This window comes from Streptococcus cuniculi, from assembly GCF_004570575.1.
GTDB classification, from domain to species: Bacteria; Bacillota; Bacilli; order Lactobacillales; family Streptococcaceae; genus Streptococcus; species Streptococcus cuniculi_A.
The window spans coordinates 1-18196 of sequence record NZ_SPPD01000024.1 but is presented as its reverse complement, the minus strand read 5'-3'; the positions used below and the strand labels follow the sequence as shown (position 1 = coordinate 18196).

The 18196-nt window shown below is 37.9% G+C and carries 17 protein-coding genes and 1 pseudogene; 7 read left to right on the top strand and 11 right to left on the bottom strand.

The genetic code is table 11. From position 1 onward, the window contains the following. Positions 1–28: 28 nt before the first annotated feature. The 9 genes from E4T82_RS11010 to E4T82_RS10970 all read right to left on the bottom strand — a co-directional run bounded on the left by E4T82_RS11010 (position 29) and on the right by E4T82_RS10970 (position 9211). Positions 29–481, bottom strand: coding sequence for a PTS sugar transporter subunit IIA (locus E4T82_RS11010; RefSeq protein WP_135182838.1), 453 nt, complete (start codon positions 479–481; stop codon positions 29–31). Further along, positions 471–1931, bottom strand: a complete 1461-nt coding sequence (locus E4T82_RS11005; RefSeq protein ID WP_167753619.1) for a BglG family transcription antiterminator — start codon at positions 1929–1931, stop codon at positions 471–473. The genes E4T82_RS11010 and E4T82_RS11005 overlap by 11 nt, the downstream gene beginning before the upstream one ends. A gap of 508 nt (positions 1932–2439) precedes the next feature. Continuing rightward, on the bottom strand, positions 2440–3723 hold the full coding sequence (locus E4T82_RS11000) for a CapA family protein (protein ID WP_432422581.1): 1284 nt from the start codon (positions 3721–3723) through the stop codon (positions 2440–2442). Between the two features lie 109 nt (positions 3724–3832). Next, positions 3833–4276 (bottom strand): ribose 5-phosphate isomerase B, encoded by a 444-nt coding sequence (gene rpiB / locus E4T82_RS10995; RefSeq protein ID WP_135182836.1) that lies wholly within the window; start codon positions 4274–4276, stop codon positions 3833–3835. Next, positions 4273–4923 carry a ribulose-phosphate 3-epimerase gene (locus E4T82_RS10990; protein ID WP_135182835.1) on the bottom strand — a complete coding sequence of 217 codons (651 nt, stop codon included), beginning with the start codon at positions 4921–4923 and terminating at the stop codon, positions 4273–4275. The genes rpiB and E4T82_RS10990 overlap by 4 nt, the downstream gene beginning before the upstream one ends. Before the next feature lie 63 nt (positions 4924–4986). Continuing rightward, positions 4987–5724: a DeoR/GlpR family DNA-binding transcription regulator gene (locus E4T82_RS10985; protein ID WP_135182834.1), complete on the bottom strand. Its 738-nt coding sequence runs from the start codon at positions 5722–5724 to the stop codon at positions 4987–4989. Positions 5725–5787: 63 nt separating this feature from the next. Further along, complete coding sequence (locus E4T82_RS10980; RefSeq protein ID WP_135182833.1) at positions 5788–7158, bottom strand: PTS transporter subunit EIIC; 1371 nt, start codon at positions 7156–7158, stop codon at positions 5788–5790. A gap of 26 nt (positions 7159–7184) precedes the next feature. Continuing rightward, entirely contained in the window at positions 7185–8114 is a 930-nt protein-coding gene (locus tag E4T82_RS10975; RefSeq protein ID WP_135182832.1) for a sugar phosphate isomerase/epimerase family protein, read from the bottom strand. Between the two features lie 161 nt (positions 8115–8275). Beyond that, on the bottom strand, positions 8276–9211 hold the full coding sequence (locus E4T82_RS10970; protein WP_135182831.1) for a dihydroorotate oxidase: 936 nt from the start codon (positions 9209–9211) through the stop codon (positions 8276–8278). 80 nt (positions 9212–9291) lie between these two features. Between E4T82_RS10970 and E4T82_RS12885 the strand changes: the two genes are divergently transcribed. From E4T82_RS12885 to gdhA, 7 genes and pseudogenes are all read left to right on the top strand, one after another. Next, entirely contained in the window at positions 9292–9432 is a 141-nt protein-coding gene (locus E4T82_RS12885; protein ID WP_416222665.1) for a DUF5966 family protein, read from the top strand. A gap of 230 nt (positions 9433–9662) precedes the next feature. Then, entirely contained in the window at positions 9663–10523 is an 861-nt protein-coding gene (locus tag E4T82_RS10965) for a helix-turn-helix domain-containing protein (protein ID WP_135182830.1), read from the top strand. A gap of 95 nt (positions 10524–10618) precedes the next feature. Beyond that, positions 10619–10744, top strand: a complete 126-nt coding sequence (locus tag E4T82_RS13055; RefSeq protein ID WP_265588336.1) for a ryptide family R-Y-crosslinked RiPP peptide — start codon at positions 10619–10621, stop codon at positions 10742–10744. Between the two features lie 19 nt (positions 10745–10763). Further along, entirely contained in the window at positions 10764–12158 is a 1395-nt protein-coding gene (locus tag E4T82_RS10960; RefSeq protein ID WP_135182829.1) for a radical SAM/SPASM ryptide class RiPP maturase, read from the top strand. Then, positions 12151–13329, top strand: a complete 1179-nt coding sequence (locus tag E4T82_RS10955; protein ID WP_135182828.1) for a ryptide export MFS transporter — start codon at positions 12151–12153, stop codon at positions 13327–13329. Before E4T82_RS10960 ends, E4T82_RS10955 begins: the two co-directional genes overlap by 8 nt. Positions 13330–14029: 700 nt before the next feature. After that, a pseudogene (locus E4T82_RS12880) lies at positions 14030–14182 on the top strand (IS30 family transposase); the annotation flags it as partial. Between the two features lie 165 nt (positions 14183–14347). Beyond that, on the top strand, positions 14348–15694 hold the full coding sequence (gene gdhA / locus E4T82_RS10940; RefSeq protein ID WP_135182827.1) for an NADP-specific glutamate dehydrogenase: 1347 nt from the start codon (positions 14348–14350) through the stop codon (positions 15692–15694). A gap of 719 nt (positions 15695–16413) precedes the next feature. Here gdhA and E4T82_RS10935 read toward each other — a convergent pair. Together E4T82_RS10935 and E4T82_RS10930 are read right to left on the bottom strand one after the other, a co-directional pair. After that, positions 16414–17019 (bottom strand): hypothetical protein, encoded by a 606-nt coding sequence (locus E4T82_RS10935; RefSeq protein WP_135182826.1) that lies wholly within the window; start codon positions 17017–17019, stop codon positions 16414–16416. 21 nt (positions 17020–17040) lie between these two features. After that, positions 17041–17811: a mechanosensitive ion channel family protein gene (locus E4T82_RS10930; RefSeq protein WP_135182847.1), complete on the bottom strand. Its 771-nt coding sequence runs from the start codon at positions 17809–17811 to the stop codon at positions 17041–17043. Positions 17812–18196 lie beyond the last annotated feature (385 nt).

Here is an 18196-nt window from a genome sequence, read left to right as displayed (position 1 = left end):
TCCTATCTCCTTTTCCGTTATAAAATAGTTAGCCATTTTCCAAACGCTCAACTAACTTTTCCTTGACGCTTTCTGCCGTTAACCCTCTAATAGATTCAACAAAATGGCTATCCGCTACTGCCTGTATAACAGCAATCATTTGCGAAATTCCCTCTGTTTGCTCGCTGTAATTCCGAGGTATTATCAGACAAAGCAACAACTCCACCTTTGAAGCATCCAAACATATCCAATCTACAACTTCCTCTTCTAGTGTTGCTATGCAAACCTGAGCAACTTGACAATTCTTAGAAATTAAATGAGGAAGAGCTAGTCCGTTTTCTAAAGCAGTATCTGAGACAGATTCCCTAGCCATCAAACTTTCAAAGACTTCTTCATATGGTTGATGTACTTGCTCAGCTAACACTCCTGCCAAAGATTCCAGTACTGAAATCTTGGATGTACATTTTGTAAGATGAGTCTGAATAATAAAATTAGTTTTCATTGACAAGTTCTCCAACCGTAGTATTCAAAGCCACTATATCTCTTGAAGTTAAGATGGCACTCACCAACACTACTGGTATATCCACCTGTTCCTTAATAGGAACTGTTGATATGAGTAAATCAATTGTATGAGGACTACTATGAATCGTTTTTGAAATATTGATACTAGCACTCATACCAACAATCTGAATCGCCGGAAGTGTCTGACGGATCTTTACAGCAAGTAATTCAGAGGTTCCTAAACCAGTCGTACAAATCACATAGGCATTTATCTTTTTTATTCCCAATTCCAGATATTTCGCAAAATATAAGGCAATAAATCCAGATTCATCTCGAGAAATTGTCGGCAATAAATAGTAATTCGAAATCGTAACGGATGCCTCCAAAACGGCTTCATAAATTCCTTTATATCCTAAAGCAATTTCTTCCAACAAGGCATTCGTTAACAAAATATCCTTTTCTAGCCTCTCTAACATATACTGAATATGAAAACTCAGCTCATGTAAAATACTGGCTTCAAACACTATATTGAGCTTCTTAGAAACAATACTGATATAATCTTCCGTAATCCGCTTGGTCAAGTCTCGAATCAACACATGATCTGTTTCTTTATCAAGTCTAGCTGAGCTGAGATAATCAAATAGATAATACACTTCATTCTGTTCAATCTCTCTCCCTAAGTATTGAACAATATTACGAATAATCTGTTTACAAACACTATATATTTCTGGTTGTGCTAGTCTTTCTTCCTGCTTTAACTCTTTAAAATCATCTCCAACTGTAACGGACTGATAATGTTTCACCCTGTTTAGAAGTACATAAATATGTGAAAAGAAGCTGATATTATAAGGGTATTGTATAGGCTCCCCTAAGACATCACTAGCAAATTCTAATTGCCTAATTGCAAATTTAAAATCCGAATGGTTAATATCTTTAGAGTACTTTTCAATAGCAGTAATATCCGTTGCCTGATGCACATTTAAAACCATTTCCATAATCGCATCACGAACACATTTTTCATTCCCTACAATAGCTAAACTCCGATTATGACGTTCTAACTGCAATCCATATCTCTCTAATTTTTTACTGATAATTTGTTGATCTTTTTTCATGACAGATTCACTAATAAAAAATTTATCATAGATGAGATCAATCCTTTTCGATTTAGGAGCAATCAATAATAGTTCACGAATCACCTCACGACATCGTTCTTCCTCACTATCAAAATCCATGAAAGAAATCGTACGTAGATAAGTGCTATAATTCAGCTTATAGCCTATCCCTCTCTCAGATATAATCATGGGCTGTTCATAATGGTTGTTAATATAAGAAATCCAGCGTATAATGGTTACTTTTGAAATCTTAAAATGCTCAGCTAACTGTTCAGATGTCACATAGTCTGTCGCTTTCAATAGAAAACTTAACAATTCTTTCAATTTTTCTTTTTTCATAAGTGGCACCTCTTTACACTTTTTATTATACTGAAATTTACATATGCTGTTAGACATAAAAATGATAGTTGCAACTATCATTTACGTCATAGATGTTGAACTCTATCATTCGGACTGATGATATGAGTTCTAAAATATAGTGGATTGAGAAAGGAATAGGACAAGGCAAGGAGCTGCAGATAGAACTGGCGTTCATCAAAACAACTTAACGATGTCCTAACTTCACTATAATATTAAAAAGGAGTATTCTTAGCCCATTATTTCAAATAAAACAGACTTCCCTCACTCCTTTAATTATAGAATCTCTTCGTTCTTCCAATCCCAATTAGGTGTCAGAATCTCCTTATCACACATTTGAATAGTAAAAGCAAGAAACTGAACATTACTGTCCAGCATATTTCTTTTTATATCTGCTTACCTTGCTTCTATCTTCATCATTGCTTCCTTTGTTTCTAACTGATTCTTGAAAGAGGACGAATGTGTCTTCTTCCAACCTTCAAGGGATTCCTCACCAATTAAGCCCCATAAAGTCCTTCATTTCCTGATAAGCAAGGTCAATCCGTGCCTTGGTCTCTTCATCTAGCTGATGGCGGTGCGGACCACCCTCAATGAAGTCCTCGAGGACAAAGGTTTGATAGGTAAATAAGTCTGTTCCCTCTTTCGGAACACGACTGACCCAGGTCGGATGCGCGGTTGCCGTCTGAATCCGCGTTTTGCCCTCTTTCTTTTCAACCGTGACATCCATCAAGACCCCACGCTCTGTCCATTGGGAGTTAGGAACTCCCTCCATGGTTTCAATCCGTTGGTTGGACAAGAAATTCCCCATCGAGTAGACAATGAGCTTGCGTTCTCCGTCTTTTTCAATGATTTCTGTTGGCTCCGCCACATGAGGATGACCTCCAAAGATGATATCTGCTCCCCATTCCACCATCTGACGATACAAAGCGACCTGTTCTTCTGTCGGCTCCAGTTGGTATTCAATTCCCATTTGTGGCATGACAATCGTGATGTCGGCTTCTGCTTCCGCACGCTCAATCTCTGACTTCATCCGCTCCAGATTCAAATCAGACAGGTAGTTGTCATATTCTTCCTGAGAGAGAGTTTCTTCCATCCCGTTAAAGCCGTAAGCGTAAGCTAACACCGCTATTTTTATCCCATTGACTTCCTTCACATAAATAGGGGCCGTTGCGCGGTTGCCATCGCGGTAAACACCGACCATGTCCACCCCAACCTGTCGAAAGGCATCAACCGTTGACACCAAACCAGACAAGCGAGAATCCAGGATATGATTGTAGGCCAAATCTACCACATCATAACCGGTCTGCTGAATGGCATTTGCGACCGATACTGGAGCATTAAACATGGGATAGCCACCCAAGGGATAGTCTGGCGAAATGGTCCCTTCAAAATCTGCTATCGCAAGGTCCGCCTGCTCAATCCAAGGCTTGACATAGGTGAAATTCTCTGTAAAATCATACTGGCCGTCAGGCTGCTGGGCACTCCAGTAAATAATATCGTGGTAAAGCAAATCCCCATGCGCCATGATGCGGGCTGTCTGTGCTGTTTCTTCCTGCGACACAGGCTCTTTTTCTCCTGCTATATCTGTACTAGACAAAGGTCTGGTTGATAATGACAGAGATGAAAAGCGAGACCAAAGAACCATCCCACCATAGACAAATCCTACTAATCCAGCCATCACTAGTGGCAATAAAAAGACATAACCAAGCCATTTCTTCTGCTGCTTACGTCTGCGTCTGCGTTTGCCAAGCCGAGCTCGTCTTCTTCTCATCATGCTGTCCTCCTTGCTTCCAGTATACGCTATTCTTGCTGAAAAAGCTAGGCAATCCATATGAAAAAGAGGTGAAAACACACTGGTTTTCACCTGAACTATCATAAATAAACTAAGAAGTAGTACCCTCATTTAGCATTTGAACACGTTTTGCATGCCGCCCACCTTCATACTCAGTTGTGAGCCAAACATCCACCAACATCTTTGCTAGCTCTAAACCAATCACTCGCGCCCCAAAAGATAACATATTGGCATCATTATGTTGGCGAGACATTCTAGCAGAATAGGGTTCACTACAAATGACACATCTGATACCGTTTACTTTATTCGCGGCAATACCAATTCCAACACCTGTACCACAGATGACAATCCCTCGCTCGACTTCACCTGACGCTACTGCATTAGCAACTACTTTTCCAGCAATCGGATAATCAAAACGCTCTGAGCTATTTGTCCCAAAATCAATGACTTCATAACCATATTCTTTTTCAATATACTGTTTGATAGTCTGTTTGTACTCTACTGCTACATGGTCATTCCCAATTCCAATTCTCATAAACTTCTCAACCTCTCTATTAATGTACTATACTCTTCTTTCTTATTAAATAGAGCACTCGTTCCCAGCACAAATCCATCCACTCCAAGTCGGGTAAATTCCTTGATAATTTCAGGACTACACGCTCCATCAATCACTATCTTATACGAATATTCTCGCCTCATTTGTAATAATGTAGCAATTTTCTTTCTAGTCAGATCCAAAAAAGCTTGTCCTGCAAAGCCTGGTGATACAGTCATCACTAGGATATAATCGGCTAGAGGCAACAATTCTCTGACTGTTTCAATGCTCGTATCTGGATTGATCGCTAGTCCAGCTAATTTCCCCCTTGACTTAATATGACTAAGCGTTTTTACCACATATCTCTCACTTTCAGGATGAATATATAATAAATCCACTCCCATATCTAGAAACCAATCAACCTTTTCTCCAGGATTTTCAATCATTAAATGGCAGTCCACTAGTGTATCTGTACAAGCCCTAATGGTTTTGACATCATTGATGCCCATTGTCATATTCGGAACAAATTGCCCATCCATAATATCGCAATGATAGATATCCACTCCAGCCCTATCTAAATCACCGATTTCTTTCCTTAGGTTCCCAAAATCTGCACACATCATACTGGGACACAATAGTTGTTTCATCTTACTCACCTCATCAAAATAGCCCTAATCATCATATTAGGGCTATCTGTTCTATTGAATTACTTATTCTGTCAAGATCGAAATACTTTTACCAATCTTCTCATCAAACTCATCTGAAATAATGGTCACATCCTTCAAATCAAACGCTTTTACATTTGATAGATTATGGAATTTGGTACTATCAGCTAACAAAAAAACCGTATCCGAATGTTCTTTCACAATCCGTTTTTTTGTCGCTTCAACAAGTGTTGGAGTTGTTACACCAAATTTCTCGTCAATACCATTTACACCGAGGAAAGATTTTTTAAAGTAGATATTTCGCAGATTATTTTCTGTCAATGCTCCAAAAACCGAAGAGTTAATCGGATTAAATTGCCCGCCTAAAACGATAATCTCCGCAGCAATTTCTCCTGCAATTGCAAAGATATCCGTATTGGTCGTATAAATTGTAATCTGCTTCTTTATAATCTTTTTAAACAGAGCAGAACAAGTAGAGCCTGAGTCTAGATAAATAACATCCCCATCTTGAATCTGACAGGCAGCAATTTCGGCAATTTTCTCTTTCTTATCATTATAGAGCGTATTTCGCGTAGTGATTGGAATTTCACCAATCGTCGAAACCAATTTAATCGCCCCACCTGATAAATACTGTATCCGATTGCCTCTTTCTAACTCTTTTAAATCTCTTCTGAGCGTTGATGCTGAGACATCTGGAAAAACATGTTGAATCTCGTCAAATTTTACTAATTCAGTATCTTTTAATAAACCTAATATTTTTTGTTGTCTTTCATATGGAATCATTATTAATCACCTTCAATTCTGTCTTAATAATAATACCATATTCCTATCATTATTGCATGCCTATCAAGTTAACTTATCTGTTTTTTCCGTGAAAATAAATCCAAGTACAGCACCGGCAATAACGGAAATACCTAACCCAATGACACCATTAATCACATTCGCATTACTTTCAATAAATGCTGGAAATGTTGTTACACTACCAAAAACAAAAGCGTTGGTCACGACCTTCATCAATCCAAGATAAGCACCACCTGCTGCCCCAGCAATAATTTGTGCAAGGAAAAGTTTTTTATTCTTCACCAAGAGACCAAACAAGGTGGGCTCAATAATGGCCGAAAGAGCAATTGTCACAATACCAGTCACTGCAAAGTTTTTCAATTTTTTATCTTTCCCTTTGAGATAGACACCGAGAGCTGTACCGATTACTGCGAAGTTACAAGCAAAGGTTAGCGGACAAATATAATCAAAACCATTTTGAGAGATGTTATTAATCATAATCGGGTTAACAGCCCAGTGGATTCCGAAACTAACTAGTACACTCCATCCGCCGCCTATCACAATTCCTGTCAATAGACCACTACGGTCAATCAACCAGTTTACCCCATTTGCAATCCATTCACCACTGTAAACACCGATTGGTCCAATAACCATAACTGTCAAAGGAACCATAACAGCCAAAGAAATCAGTGGTAAGATAACTAACTTCAACGTTTCTGGAATATGTTTATCAAGCCATTTGTAGAGATAAGAGTAAGCCCAAATCGCTAAAATAATCGGAACAACTGTAGAATTATAGTTCATTAAGACAACTGGCAGTCCGACAAACGAAGTTGTAGCTCCATTTCCCTGCTCACCTAATAAAGTTAAAAAATCCGGATGAAGCAATGCTGCACCAATTAAAGCAGAAATATAGGGACTTGCCCCAAACCGTCTTGCTGATGTAAAAGCAAGCAGAACAGGAAGGAAATAGAACACACTCATGGAAGCTGCAAATAAAATGCTGTAGGTGCCACTTGTTTCACTGATTAGCCCTAACTGAACACTCAAAATGAGTAAGCCTCTTAAAATTCCGGATCCTGCTAAGGCGGGTAGCAACGGAGCAAAAATTCCGGAGATAGCAGAGAAAATTTGACCGATCACACTGCCTCCCTGGGAAGATTTTTCTTCTAAGGCTACTCCACCACTACCTTTTACCAGTGTTTCAAACTCATCATAGATATGAATCACTTCTGTTCCAATCAGGACTTGGTACTGACCTGCCTTATTTACCACACCAACAACACCAGAAATTGCCTTTACTGCTACATCATCAGCCTTGTTTGGATCTTTGAGATTCAAACGTAAACGAGTTGCACAATGTGTCATATTGGCAATATTTTCAGAACCACCAACCTTTTCTAAAATAGCTGCTGCAATCGCTCTATAATTAGCCATAACAATCTCCTTTATATATTTTTATTTTACCTTTTAAGAAACGTAAGCATCAGCTTACTTGCTGCGATAGCATCGTTCTGATCAATAACAGATTGAATCTCATCTAATCCAACTGTATCAATCAATGTATCTAGATAGCGAATCATTTCAATATTACGTTCACATTCCTCAGTCGCCCCCTCTATAACAGGGAAAGTATCAAAGTAAATGACTCCATCAAAATGGTGTTTTTTTAAATAGTAAAGCAACTCTAATGTTTTAAACGGTGTGGATGTTCCAATCATCAATCCATCATCATTGAGCCCGTATCCATCGTTCAAATGAATCCCATACAAACGTTTTTGACTACCAAAAATATCCGCTGCAAATGCAGGATTTTCATGCTTCATTAACATGTGGCAATAATCTAACGTAACACCGAGATTTGGCCGACTGACATCATGTAACATCATTCCTGTAATTCCCATACTATCAATAAAAGCATAACCTCTAGGTTGGAAAGGTTTATATTCAATACTAATCTGTAAATCGGGAGCAGCATCACAGATCTCTTGATAAGCCCGAACCAATTGTTGCCATACCTTTACGTAATTGATTTGAAAGCTATAATCAAAACCATCAAATCCAAGCCAAATTGTGATAACTTTCCCACCCACCACTCGACAGTAATCTGCTGCTTCCTTACATAAATCAAGAGCCTTTTGTGCAATCGTTTCGTCTGCATTTCCCAACTCACCATTGATAAATTCATCTCGAAAACGTAAGGCCATACCATTTAATTTTAGACCATTTTCTTCTAACATCTCCTTTATTTGCTCTGCTGGGATACCTTTTGTATGTTCAGGATAGTTCAAATCTACATATCCTAGTTCTAATTTTTTAAATTGTTGAAATACCTTATTTAAATCTTGATTATACTTAGGTAAGAAAGAATTAATCCTTGTTGCTATTTTCATTTTTTGTCACTCCTTTTCGTATATATTCAAATTTTATCGCTTATGCTCGCTTTTGTAAAGTTGTTTTTTCAAATATTTTATTTTTTTATCACTTTTTTTCACATTTACGCACAAAAAATCCCACCTTCTCAAAGGTGGAAACAAAAATTATTCACTTATCTCTACTCTATATACTGTAATTTCCCACGGAAATCGTCTAACCTTTCATAGCCTTTTTCTGCCATAATGCTTTGCAATTCTGCTGTGATGCGTTCAAAAGCGACAAGCCCTTCTTTGTGGAGGGTTGTGCCGACCTGCACCATGCTCGCCCCGCAGAGAATATGCTCAAAAGCATCTCGACCTGTTAAAACGCCACCTGTACCAATAATCTGAATCTCTGGTTTTAAGCGTTGATAAAAGGCATGGACATTGGCAAGGGCTGTAGGCTTGATATACTCACCACCGATTCCCCCAAATCCATTTTTAGGACGGATAACGACTGATTCATCCTCAATGTAAAGGCCATTTCCAATCGAGTTGACACAGTTAACAAAGGCTAGGGGAAACTGATTAAAGATCGCGGCTGCTTGGTCAAAATGCACCATGTCAAAATACGGTGGTAGCTTGATGCCCAAAGGCTTAGTAAAATAGCGAAAGACTTCTGTTAAAATCACTTCTGTCGTTTCAAAGTCATAGGCAATCTGAGGTTTTCCTGGAACATTTGGACAGGATAAGTTCAGCTCGGTCAAGCCCGTAAAGTCACTTTCTTCCACCTTTTTCAATAGCCTATGCGTCTCTTCTTGAGACATACCTACGAGTGATAGAAAAAAGGTGCGCTCTGGCTCTTTTTCTTGCAAGTCTAGGAGATAGTCCAGATAGTAGTCCAGCCCCTGATTGGGCAAGCCCATGGAGTTGATGGAGCCAAGAGGCACGTCCTGATAGCGTGGCTCTGGATTCCCTGCGCGGGCTTCTAAAGTCGCGGTCTTGGTGACAAAGGTCCCTGCTTGTGAATTTTTCACTTCCTCCAACTCTGCAATGGTCATGCAGGCAACTCCTGCTGCATTCATCAAACAGTTTTCAAAAGTAAAACCTGCAATCTGTGTCTTGGTTGATGGCATACTGTCCTCCAAAATATGTATTTCGTTCATTTTATCATAAAAAGTTCGGAAACAATAGCTGAAACTGGGTAAATGTCAAGTTGAAGTTTTTGAGATTTACCTCTTTTTACGGAACGCTACCTCTAGCAGCTAATGGTATTTGGAGTTTTACCACTTTCTATATTGCCTTTAATGATCTACCTATACTTGGACTTGTGACAAAAATCGCTAGAAGTAGATAGGGCTACTTAAGTCTAAGGTAGCCCTATTTTATGAAAATGTAAGTATTCTAGTGACAAACTTTCTAATACTAGCCAACAACGATAATAATAATTCCTTCAAAGAGTAGGAACAATAAAGGCAGTAGTTTTTGATTTTTCATGTGAAATACCTCACTTTTATTTTTTTCTATTTTATGCTAAAATGTTAAAAATCAAAAAACATTCCCATATATGCTTATTGGAGGTGTACGATGAAAAAATTTGGAGAAATTTTTAAAACCTTTCGAGAATCTAGAGGATTACGACTAAAAGATGTTACAAAGGCTGGTATATCAACGTCCCAGCTATCTCGATTTGAAAAAGGAGAGACAGATTTAACCATTTCTAAGTTCATGCTTATCTTAGATGAAATCAACATGCCAATTGATGAATTTATGTATGCGGTTCATGATTTTCATAGAGATGAACTAAATGAACTTCTATCAAAGGTTCGGCAGTTTGTATCTAATCATGATGTTGATGGGTTGAAAAAACTACTCTATTCCCAAATGGAGTCAAATCCTAAGCAGGAGAAATTTCATAACCTTAATATCATTTTATTAAAAATTCGTTTGCAAGATTTATCGGGAGGATCTTATTATTCTCGTGATGATTTATCTTACCTAACCGATTATCTTTTTAGTGTTGAATATTGGGGATACTATGAATTATTGATTTTTTCAAATACTTTAGATGTTCTAAAACACGATGTTTTCATGGTTTTGGCTAGAGAGATGTTTAGATGTTCTGATTTCTACAAAGAAATTCCAAATAATAGACGATTGATTTCATCGATGTTATTAAATGGGTACATCACATGTGTTGAAAGAGGAAAATTTTTGGATGCTTTGTATTTTGAAAAACAATTGAATCAATGCTTTTTTATCGAAACTGAAGTATATGAACGCTTAGTTTTTCAATATGCACAAAATCTCTATCAGTACAAAAAAGAAGGACATGGGAAGGCAATTATTGAAATGAAAAAGTGTATTGCTGCAATGAAATTAGCAGGAAGTAATCATCTAGCAAAGACTTATGAAGGCCATTTAGAAAAAATTTTAGCAAGTGAATAGTAATACGCAGATATGGGAAAAAATTAACAGTTCTTGTGGTTATTGTAAAATTATTGTTGTAAGCTTACAACAATAATTTTTAAGAGGTGACTATTATGTCTATTGAATTTACAGAAGAAGAACTTCTACAAATGAAAGCTATTGATGATATTATGACATCATCTGAAGATAAGCCAAGTGGTATCATCGTTGGACAACATATTACTCGTCGTAGATACTAAAGAGATGAGGAGATAGCATATGATCTATGAATTAGAAGATGGAGAGCTAAAAACAATAGCTGAAAGTAATCCAGTTCACACAATCTCATTAACATCAATCTACCAACAGAAGATTAGTGACAAATTTACACTTTTAATTAATTCTTTTAAAAATAAAGTATTAGTTGTAAAGAGTGATAAGATAAAGAATAATAGGATGGATGTTGATCCTTCTCTAAGTGAATGGTTTGAAACTCCCTCTTCTAATTTAGATCACTTTACTTCTGAAAAACTTTATGATGAAAAACTATTATTAGAATCTAGGAAAAAAATTCAGATTTCTTTAGCGATTACTTACTCTTGTAATTTACGGTGTAGCTATTGTTTTCAACAAAAATATGACGGTTTAGCAAGAAAACCGATAACTCTCGATGAGTTGGAAGAAACACTTGATAAGATTACAGTGCTTATTAAGGAAAATCCAGACTTAGAAGTTTCTTTGGGCTTATTTGGAGGAGAACCTTTGTTGCCTAAGAATGAGCCAATAATTGATCGAATTTTTCAATATTGTGTTGATCAGAAATTAAAAGTAGATATAACGACAAATGGAATTTTCTTACCATACTTTGCTAAGAAACTTATTATTTATAGAAGTATTATATCGATTATTGCCATTACTGTTAATACATTGCCAGAAACATACAAAGAGATAGTTAAAATTACCAAAGTAGCAAATAATACAGAGAAACTATTAGCTATCACTGATTTATTGTTAGACTATGGAATTGTGATGGATGTTGGAACAAATTTTGATAAGACGAATTTATATGAATTAGTTCCAATCTATTCTTACTTTAAAGAAAAGGGTTATTTTTCAAGAGAAAATTTTCATTGGAATATCGGAAGAGTAGATGACCGATTATTCGATACTGGATATGATGACTATATTGTATCTGAGACTGATATCCTTTTGGAATTGATGAAAATTACCGAACAAGTCCCTCTAAATCTCCATGCGGGTTTTATTCAAACATGTAAAAATTTGACTGATAAGTTAAAACTGTCCTTTAATGAGGCTCAAACTAAAGGAGTGTATAATTACTGTTGGAATGTGTCTCCATATGATAGGGTTTTCTATATTGATAATGAACTAAATCTATTTAGATGTACTGTAACAGTTGGACGTCCTCAATACATTCTAGGAAATTTACGCACCATTGACTTGATGTCTTATCAAAACGAAACAAAGACTTTTTTAGATTATAAAGATTGTCAAAATTGTGAAATAGGTGGTTTATGCTCGGGAGATTGCAAATTATCCGCTGATGTCGATTTTTATAAACAATGTCAATGGGAAAAACAGGAATTTGAAAAATTTGTTACTCAAATTTTAATTCCAGAGTTGAAAGAGAAGGTGGGAGTCATATATGTCTAACTCATTTATCAAATTGTTAGTTTCTCAATTATTTGCAAATTTAGCAGATATTTTCTTTAGAGTAACTATCATTGCTAACATATACATTATTTCAAAATCAGTAATTGCCACTTCATTAGTTCCTATTTTAATAGGAATATCCTCTTTTGTTGCTAGTATTTTAGTTCCTTTAGTTACTAAACGGTTAGCACTAAATAAGATTCTATCTTTATCTCAATTCGGAAAGACGATATTATTATTGATACTGGTAGGAATGTTTATAGTCATGCAATCAGTACCGCCCTTGGCGATGTATCTATTTGTTGTTGCAATTTCCATATTAGATGGTTTTGCAGCACCTGTTTCCTATGCTATTGTCCCACGTTATGCAACCGATTTGGGTAAGGCAAACTCAGCATTGTCAATGAGTGGTGAAGCTACTCAATTGGTGGGGTGGGGATTAGGTGGACTCCTGTTTGCAACGATTGGCCTTTTGCCTACCACTCTTATAATTTTACTGTTGTATATAATTTCCAGCTTCATGATGTTATTTCTTCCTGATGCTGAGGTGGAGATGTTAGAGTCAGAGACTAATCTTGACATTTTAGTCAAAGGTTGGAAGGCAGTTGCTAGAGATCCTAGATTAAGACTTTTTGTCTCGGCAAATTTATTTGAAATTTTCTCAAATACGATTTGGGTTTCTTCCATTATACTTGTTTTTGTAACTGAGTTATTAAATAAAACAGAAAGCTACTGGGGATATTCAAATACAGCATACTCTATTGGCATTATAACCAGTGGTTTAATTGCTTTTAGGTTATCTGAAAAGTTCCTAGCTGCTAAATGGAAAAGTATTCTTTTTCCTCTTGTATCAATAGCAATAGTGACGTTGGCCATTCTTTTCTTTCCAAATGCACAGATGTTTTTATTTTTTTCCGCTTTAGTTGGTATGTTGTCACAGCTAAAAGAAGTTCCTGAAAGTGTATTTCTTCAGGAGACCGTAGAGGAAAATAATTTGGTTAATGTTTATTCTGTTATTGAAGTGATTTCGACACTATCATTTTCAGTATTTATGTTACTAATGAGCTATATTACCGAGAATTTTGGCATTACCATCAGTTTTTTGTTATCAGCAATTTGTCTGACTATAGAAGCTATTTTAATTTATATTAGACGAGACTATCTCAAGTGATACAGCAAATGAAATTTAGGGTTGTAGTAGCGAGATTGAAGCATAGCTACTACAACATTTAGTTAAGTCTGATATATACTTACAGTTGTCCTGTTGTGGTATTATCAAATATTCTATCTCACTTTCTTTCTGATCAAATCACAACAAATATTGTACCTATTACTTTGTATAGATTTTTGCTTATGGGGATATCTCCTATTTACGAAAATTCTAAAATGTTACTACAAAGCTTTGAAAATGAAAAATTTGTTTTGCATGTATCTATTTTAATAAATCTTGCTAGTATTATGATGCTAACCATACTACAATTATTAAAACTTCAAACCTATTGGTCATTATACTTTATATATGGGTTGAATCTATTTGTTTTGTCCCTGATATTTTTACGACATGCTTCTGTAGAAAAATTTATATAACTAAAAAGATTTAGTTTTAAATTACGGCTAAATATTTTTTTGTGCTAATTTTTCCAAGTCAATTTTGTTATGATGGTGCTATCTTATGGAAAAAGGTGACGGCACTATCATATTAATAAAATGAGGGCGAGGTTACGGATTGGTTTAGGCAGCCTAGCGATGACTAGTTTTATGGTGATGAGGGGTTACACCACTGGTTCTCATTCTGCCGCAAAGCACACGGAACATCCAATCAAAGCAGGAGCTCAAAAATTGTTTTCCGAGGAAAAAGAAAAGGAACACGCAACCGTCTTATCAGATGCTTTATACCCAAAGGGACAAGTAAAACAACCTATAAACAGGTTGCTTACATCGAAAATTGGCTCAACAACTATCCCAAAAGATTACTCAACTTACTCAACTACAAGTCGCCTAGTGAATCTATCATGAATGGCTAACTTCATTTTAGAACTTTCAACTTCTTTCCTGAAAAAAATTGTCAGAATTATTTATTTTCCACTTTACATTTGTATCACTTGGTGCTATAATAGCAAACGTAAATATTAAATTGTCTGAAAATTTAATTTTTAGACCTATTCTATTGGAAAAGGTGACATTATCTTATGACAACTGCAAAAGACTATATCCAGCAAGCATTTGAAGCTGTAAAAGCGCGCAATCCGCATGAAACAGAATTTTTACAAGCTGTTGAAGAATTGTTCAACACGCTTGAACCTGTTATTGAAGCACATCCAGAGTATATCACTGAAAACATTTTGGCCCGCGTTGCTGAGCCTGAGCGCATCATCAGCTTCCGTGTGCCATGGACAGATAAGGGCGGAAAGGTTCAAGTCAACCGTGGCTACCGCGTTCAATTCAACTCAGCAGTCGGCCCTTATAAAGGTGGGCTCCGCTTCCACCCAACCGTGAACCAGTCTATCTTGAAATTCCTTGGTTTTGAGCAAATCTTCAAAAATGTCTTGACTGGTCTGCCAATCGGTGGTGGTAAAGGTGGTTCTGACTTTGATCCAAAAGGCAAGACAGACGCTGAAATCATGCGTTTTTGCCAAAGTTTCATGACCGAACTACAAAAACACATCGGTCCATCGCTTGATGTGCCAGCTGGTGACATCGGGGTCGGCGGTCGCGAGATTGGCTATATGTACGGGCAATACAAACGCCTCCGTCAGTTTGACGCTGGAGTATTGACTGGGAAACCTCTTGGCTTTGGTGGTAGCTTGATTCGCCCAGAAGCAACTGGTTACGGCCTTGTCTACTTCACAGACAACATGCTCCAAGCAAACGGTAAATCCTTTAAAGACCAAACTGTTCTTATTTCTGGTTCTGGAAATGTGGCACAGTTCGCTGTTCAAAAAGCAACTGAACTCGGTGCGAAAGTCATTTCTGTGTCTGATTCAAATGGGTATATCATCGATGAGACTGGAATCGACTTTGACCTTCTTTGCGATATCAAAAACAATCGCCGCGCTCGTTTAACTGAATACGCTGCTGAAAAAGCAACTGCAACCTACCACGAAGGATCTGTTTGGAACTACGAAGGAAAAGCAGACATTGCCCTTCCATGTGCTACTCAAAATGAGATTGATGGTAGCGCTGCCGCTCGCCTCGTGAAAAACGGTGTTTACTGTGTCGCTGAGGGAGCAAATATGCCGTCTAACTTGGATGCCATCCATACTTATCAAGAAAACGGCGTCCTTTACGGACTTGCAAAAGCAGCCAATGCTGGAGGAGTTGCTGTATCTGCCCTTGAAATGAGCCAAAACAGCCTCCGCCTTTCATGGACTGCTGAAGAAGTGGACAACCGTCTGAAAGACATTATGGCCAACATCTTCAACACCGCGAAAGAAACAGCCGAGAAATACAACCTCGGCAAGGACTATCTGGCAGGTGCCAACATCGCTGCCTTTGAACAAATCGCAGATGCCATGATTGCACAAGGATTGGTATAATCCCTTTTTAGATAAAAAAACTCCTTTGGAGTGGGAAGAACTCAAATTGTTCAAAACGAGTGCATTTTCCTACTCCCTTTTCTGTTGTTTACAAAAACGAATTTGTGAAATGTGCAATAGAAATATAAAGTATCATAAAAGAGGAATATTCATTGCAATAAACGATGGAGCAACCGTCACTAACGGTTCATTTTATAGACTTTTCGTTTCCTTTTAGTACTCGCTCCAATAGTCTGGAAGACTGGTTGGAGGTTGGAAATAAAACGAGTGTAACTCGTGTCAAAAAGCTTTTGTATCATGCGGAATTGTGTTCGAGCTAAAAGTCACTATGAAAAAGATAGGCAGCTGTTCTAGCTTTAGCTAGTTACAGATGAGAATCCCTTTAGTGGATAGGTAGTTGTAACTAGCTAAAGCTAGTTACAGCTACGAACGCCTTTAGGGGGACGTTGGCCGTTGTGAACTTTGTTCACTTACGGATACGGCTCCTAGCAGGGAACACAGATGTTCTCGCTTTAGCAAGTTACAGCTGGGGCTACCTTTAGGTATAAACGAAATGATGATAAACAACTATTTTCAAGTGCCCTAGCGCTACATCCTGATTTTCTTGAAGCACTGCAACAGCTTTACCCTCATGCACAAGTAGCAATTTCTTACCCCTAAGTAAAAGAAGCGAGACTGGACATGCACCAGCCTCGTTTTTCCTATTTTCTGATAAGGGATTACAATTTCTCTGCCTGTTGAAAATTCCACATATTTTCTTCGTAAATCAAGCGATAGTTAGGGGAATCGTCCACCCCATAGAATAGCGTGTAGGTGACGGTTTCTTCTGGAGCGACCTTCTTTTTCAAGTTCGCATCATAGGTCAGATTATCAAGCGGGTAGACACTGTCAATCTCCTCGCTGTCACTATATTGTGTCCCAAACACAATGCTACTTCGTTCATCAAAGTACAGGACTCGCTTGGTCGGATTGTTCACCTGAACGTTTACAACCAAAGCTGTATCATAGTAGGAAGTAGCCAAGTCAGCATTCTCATCCAAGTCCATTGATTGCACTGTTAGCTTCAAGCCATTTTCCAAGCTCACTTCTTGACCGATTTCTTTTTCGAACAACAAATCTGACACCGTATCATCATAAGTACTATCAACATAGCTAGAAGAATCCGAGGAACTCGCTATCACTAGAATCGTCACAAAAAGTAGAACCCCCAAGATAAGGGATACAACTCCTCCTGCAATCGTTGTCCAAAATAGGGGCTGTTTGTGCAGTGGTTTTTTCCGATAGTAGACGTGACCGTCTTCCACGATAAATTCTTTTGGAAACATGCTTTCTCCTTTTCTTTTTCCTTAGGTGAGGTCAATGCCCGCTTCAAGCAAAGCCTCTTGATAGAGGGGATAAAACTGCTGATAGATACTCCCTTGCTGACCACTGGTCACAAAAAATTGAACCCGAAAGACAAACTGGCCATTTTCAAGCGTCTGCGGTCCCACCATCTTTGCACCCTTAATAGCCGTTGAGCGACTAAGTTCTTTCTGATTGACTGCTTCAATGACTTGTGCGACCTTGGCCAAATCAGATCTTAGACTCAGCGGAAGATCTACCTGCACCCGCATGTCTCCCCGCGATTGATTGCTGACGACAAGGATATTCCGATTGGGAATAAAATGGAGTGTGCCATCTGCATCGCGAACTTGCGTCGTCCGAATGCCCACGCTGACAACCGTTCCTTTGATTTTAATCGGTCCGTTGGTCAAGCCGACCACATCTCCGACATCAAACTGCCGTTCCAAGAGAATGAAAAAGCCATTAACCAAGTCAGACAAGAAGCCTTGCGCACCCATTCCGATTGCGACCCCTGCAATTCCTGCTCCAGCTAAGAGACTAGAGACTGGCAAGCCTAAAATCGTCAATACCGAGTAGAGCAAAAGAAAGTACAAGACGTAATTCAAGCCACTCTCAAAAAGGCGGGCAATCGTCTTTTGCCGCCCAACGTCCTGCGTTGACACCCGAATAGAGGGCAAGAAAATCTTCCGAATCGAAACAGCAACAATCTTTTTAATCGCATAAAAAACAAGGAATAAGAGAATGAGCGATAGAATCTTGCTCAACAAGTCCATCCCAATCGCTTCGATATCAAATTGAGCCACAAATTTTTCTAAAAATCGCACTGTAGCCCTCCTTTCCTAAGCACTATTATACCATAAGCAGGCTGATTTCATAAAAAGCAAGAGCTAGTCAGAATGTAGCCAAATCCAAAATCTATTTAAACAAGTGAAAAGCTCTGCTAACTGAACATCAATTGTTCGATTTTCGCGAGCGGAGCGAGCCTCATCAGATACTTTTCGCTGTGGTAAAAGTAGGGAGTGGGGCCAAAGTGATATACTCCCCATATAGTAGACAGTGAAAAAACAAAAATTCACTAGACACTATAAGGGGAGTTTTCCTATGTCCAAAAGAAGTCAAAAATCAGTAGAAGAGAAATTAGAAATCATTCAATTGTCT